A 4,475-nucleotide genomic window follows, 5' to 3' on the forward strand; every position below is an offset into this window, starting at 1 on the left:
CCGCGCGTCGCTCGCCGCGCCCGATCCGCTCACCATCGCCGGGACCGACTTCGGCTCCCGGCTGATCATGGGCACGGGCGGCGCGCCCAGTCTGGAGATTCTGGAGCGTTCGCTGCTGGCCTCGGGCACCGAGCTGACGACCGTCGCGATGCGGCGGCTCGACCCCACGGTGCAGGGGTCGGTGCTCTCCGTGCTCAACCGGCACGGGATACGCCCGCTGCCCAACACCGCCGGGTGTTTCACCGCCGGTGAGGCCGTGCTCACCGCCCGCCTCGCCCGGGAGGCCCTGGGCACGGACTGGGTCAAGCTGGAGGTGGTCGCCGACGAGCGCACCCTGCTCCCGGATCCGATCGAGCTGCTGGACGCCGCCGAGACCCTGGTGGACGACGGGTTCACGGTTCTGCCGTACACCAACGACGATCCGATCCTGGCCCGGAAGCTGGAGGACGTCGGCTGTGCCGCGATCATGCCGCTCGGCTCCCCGATCGGCTCCGGGCTCGGCATCCGCAATCCGCACAACTTCCAGCTGATCACCGAGCGCGCGACCGTGCCGGTGATCCTGGACGCCGGCGCGGGGACGGCGTCGGACGCCGCGCTGGCCATGGAGCTGGGGTGCGCGGCGGTGATGCTCGCCTCGGCCGTCACCCGGGCCCAGGAGCCGGAGCTGATGGCGGGGGCGATGCGGCACGCGGTGGAGGCGGGCCGGCTGGCCCACCGGGCGGGCCGGATCCCGCGCCGCCACTTCGCCGAGGCGTCGAGCCCGGCCGAGGGCCTGGCCGCCCTGGACCCCGAGCGCCCGGCCTTCGGCTAAGCGCTCCGCTGGAAGTGTCGGGATGCGTCGTCGGCCGACTGCGGCGCCGTCGTGGCTGGTCGCGCCCACGCGGCGGAGCCGCACATCGACACAGCCCCGCGCCCCTTCGGGGCGCTGCCCGAACCGTAGCGGACTTCCTCTGACCTGCTGAGGCCCTGGCCGTTCAGCTACGCCCTGGGCGTTCGGCCAGGTCCTGCACGTTCGGCCAGGGCTCCTGGACTTCGGTCGGCCGGTGTCCGGGCCCCGCGGGGCCCTACCGTGGATGGAGGGAGCAGCCCACAGCCCGGAGGTGGTCGCCGTGACCGTGACCGTGGACGACCGGATCGAGCGCGAGGTGTACGTACCGGCGCCGATCGACCGGGTGTGGCGGGTGCTGACGACGCCCGAGCACATCCGCGCCTGGTACGCCCCCGGCGGCTGCGAGATCGATCCGCACCCCGGCGGGCGGCTCCGGTTCCGCTGGGACGAGCACGGAGAGTTCCACGGCATGGTCGAGCGGGCGGTCCCGGACGCCCTCCTCCGCTTCCGGCTGGCCCTGGAGCCCGATCACGCCCCCTCGGACCCCGGCGAAGCCACCCTCGTGGAGTTCGCGCTCTCGCCCGAGGGGCGGGGCACCCGGCTGCGGTTCGTGGAGAGCGGTATCCGCGCCCTGGCCGTCCCCGACGACGCCAAGGCCAAGCACGCCGAATACGCCACGCTGTCCTGGACCTCCGCGCTGGAGGAACTGGCCGCGATCGCCGCCGCGTCGCACAACTGACCCGCCGGTGTCACCGTTCCGCTGCAGTACCCGCCCCACCTGGGCCGGGCGGTCCTGGCCGATATCGGCGCCTCGTAGACTTCCCCCGTGGATACGACCCTCCAGGACCCCCTCGTCGGGCAGGAGCTCGACGGCCGCTACCGCGTCGAGGCGCGCATCGCCGTTGGCGGGATGGCGACGGTCTACCGGGCCGTCGACACCCGGCTGGACCGCGTGCTCGCGCTGAAGGTGATGCATCAGAGCCTCGCCTCCGACGCCGCCTTCGTCGAGCGCTTCATCCGGGAGGCGAAGTCCGTCGCGAGACTCGCGCACGCCAATGTGGTCGCCGTCTACGACCAGGGAGCGGACGGCGGCCATGTCTATCTGGCCATGGAGTACGTCTCGGGCTGCACCCTGCGCGATGTGCTCCGCGGGCGCGGGGCCCTGCATCCGCGCGCCGCGCTGGACATCCTGGAGCCGGTGCTGGCGGCGCTCGGGGCGGCCCACCGTGCCGGTTTCGTCCACCGCGACATGAAGCCCGAGAACGTGCTGATCGGGGACGACGGCCGGGTCAAGGTCGCCGACTTCGGCCTGGTCCGGGCGGTGGACACCAACACCAGCGCCTCCACCGGCAGCGTCCTCGGCACCGTCTCGTATCTCGCGCCCGAGCAGATCGAGCGCGGCACGGCCGACACCCGCGCCGATGTCTACGCCTGCGGTGTGGTGCTGTACGAGATGCTGACCGGCGCCAAGCCGCACGGCGGCAGCACCCCGGCGCAGGTGCTCTATCAGCATCTGAACGAGGACGTCCCGCCGCCCTCCACCCTCGCGCCCGGGGTCGCCCCGGAGCTGGACGCGCTGGTGGCCTCGGCCACCGCGCGCGCCGTCGAGGCGCGCCCCGCCGACGCCGTCGCGCTGCTGAGCACGACCCGCGCGGTGCGGGCCGCGCTGACCGACGAGCAGCTGGACGCGGTGCCGCCGCAGGCCAGGGAGGACCACTCGGCCGGGTCCGAGAACCGTACGGCGGTGGTTCCGCGCCCGGCGGCGGCCGCCGACGACCAGGACCAGCTCAATCACACCAGCCGTCTGGAGCTGCCCCCGGAACCGCCCCGGCAGGAGGGGCACCGCAGGGGCGGGGGCCGGGGCCGGTTGCCGCGCCGCGGGATCGTGACGATCGCCGCCGCGGTGCTGCTGGCGATCGCCCTCGGCGCCGGGGTCTGGTACATCAGCGTCGGCCAGTTCACCGAGGTCCCGCCGGTGCTGCGGAAGACCCGGGCGGAGGCCGAGAAGAAGCTGCACGGGGCGGGTCTCGATGTGAAGGTCGTCAACGAGTTCAGCGATGTCATCCCCAAGGGGAAGGTCATCGGCTCCAAGCCCGGCCCGGGCGAGCGCGTCCGCGACACCGGCACCGTGACCATCCGGGTCTCCCAGGGGCGCCCGCGGGCCGAGGTGCCCAATGTGGTGGGCATGCCGCTCGCCGAGGCCAAGCGGAAGATCGCGGACCAGGGACTCACGGTCGGCAAGGTCACCGGCCGCTTCAGCAGCGAGACGGCCCAGGGCTCGGTCCTCTCCACCAGCCCGGGCCCCGACTCCGTGCGCCGCCCCGAGACGCCCGTGTCGATCGTGGTCAGCAAGGGCCGGCCGGTCGACGTCCCGGACGTGGTGGGCGATTCGATCGACGAGGCCCGGTCCACACTGGAGGACGAGGGCTTCAAGGTGAAGATCGCCGAGCGGCAGGTGTTCTCGGAGGAGGACAAGGGCTCGGTCGCCGAGCAGTCCCCGTCGACGGACGACGAGGCCGCCAAGGGCGACACGGTGACGCTGACCATCTCCAAGGGCGTGCAGATGGTCGAGGTGCCGGACGTCACGGGGATGAACGTGGACGACGCCAAGGCGGAGCTGGAGGACGCCGGGTTCGAGGTGGACGTCGAGAAGGCGCTGCTGTTCCCCGGGGACAAGGTGCAGGACCAGTCGGTGGAGGGCGGCGACGAGGCGCCCAAGGGCAGCACGATCACCATCAGGACCAAGGGCGGCGTGTTCTGAGGGCTCGGGGACGGATGGCGGCGGCCGGGCGGTCAACGCCATCCGTCCGGCCGCTCATCCGAAGCTGACCCGCTCCAGCCAGAAGTCCAGCAGCTTCTCATCGCCCAGGATCTCCACGCCCGCGCCGCGGGCCGGGCGCCGCTTATAGATGATCAGTAGCAGGTCGGTCAGCGGCCCGCGCACCGCGACCGCGGCCTTCTCATGCGCCCGCCGCCAGATGATCGCGTCGCCGGTGAGGTCGACCACCCACTCCGCCGCCACCTCCGGCGCGGTGTCGGTCGCGTGGAAGTGCAGGGTGCGGCCGGGGCCGAGCAGCTCGCGCATCCAGGGGTGGATCTCGAAGTGCATCGGCAGCGAGCCGAGCGCCAGCCACTCGTCGAACCCGTCCAGGGCCACCTCCTGGTCGAGGGTGTACTCACCGCCGAGGGCAAGGACCGCGTCGGCCCGGTGGACCGCCGTCTCATGGGTGAAGCGGCGGGCGTAGAAGTCCGCGCGCCCTCCGGCGACCTGCCCGAAGTCCGGCACCGGGGTCCACAGCCGCGCCTCGGGCCCCGCCTCGCGCAGCGTGTCGGCCAGCATCTGGGCGCCCTCGACCAGCCAGGGGGCGAGCTCGGCCGCGTCCTCCTCCGCGTACGGCGACAGATCGCGGAAGTGCTCATCGGGCAGCGCTTCCGTGGCCCGGGTGCGCACCAGCTCCTCGGCCCACCGATGGGTCCCGCCGAGATGACGCAGCAGCTGCCCGACGTTCCAGCCGGGGCAGGTGGGCACGGGGCGGGTCAGGTCCGCGCCCTCGATCGAGCCCCGCAGCAGCTGGGCCTGCGCGACGATCTCGGAGCAGCGACGGTCAAAGCTCAGCAGAGTCATGTACGTCACAGTAGGGGCGCC

4 protein-coding genes are annotated in these 4,475 nt (G+C 73.0%); 3 read left to right on the forward strand and 1 reads right to left on the reverse strand.

The features are described 5' to 3' along the window. Nucleotides 1–67: 67 nt before the first annotated feature. The 3 genes from GWI24_RS40955 (at nucleotide 68) to pknB (ending at nucleotide 3,590) form a co-directional block, all read left to right on the forward strand. Nucleotides 68–811, forward strand: a complete 744-nt coding sequence (locus GWI24_RS40955) for a thiazole synthase (protein ID WP_210951102.1) — start codon at nucleotides 68–70, stop codon at nucleotides 809–811. Nucleotides 812–1,109: 298 nt separating this feature from the next. Beyond that, entirely contained in the window at nucleotides 1,110–1,568 is a 459-nt protein-coding gene (locus GWI24_RS40960) for an SRPBCC domain-containing protein (protein ID WP_308344257.1), read from the forward strand. 87 nt (nucleotides 1,569–1,655) lie between these two features. Continuing rightward, a complete protein-coding gene (gene pknB, locus GWI24_RS40965) occupies nucleotides 1,656–3,590 on the forward strand; it encodes a Stk1 family PASTA domain-containing Ser/Thr kinase (protein WP_210951101.1) in 1,935 nt (644 codons plus the stop codon). 54 nt (nucleotides 3,591–3,644) lie between these two features. On the opposite strand, the gene GWI24_RS40970 is transcribed toward pknB, so the two are convergent. Next, the coding region (locus tag GWI24_RS40970; protein WP_374103403.1) for a maleylpyruvate isomerase family mycothiol-dependent enzyme at nucleotides 3,645–4,475 on the reverse strand (831 nt) is incomplete at its 5' end.

Source organism: Streptomyces sp. MK37H (assembly GCF_018035285.1).
GTDB classification, from domain to species: Bacteria; Actinomycetota; Actinomycetes; order Streptomycetales; family Streptomycetaceae; genus Streptomyces; species Streptomyces endocoffeicus.

Bases quoted from the DNA above. Each gene is read 5' to 3' on its own strand.
- GWI24_RS40955 (WP_210951102.1), top strand. From the start codon at position 68: ATGGGCACGGGCGGCGCGCCCAGTCTGGAGATTCTGGAGCGTTCGCTG.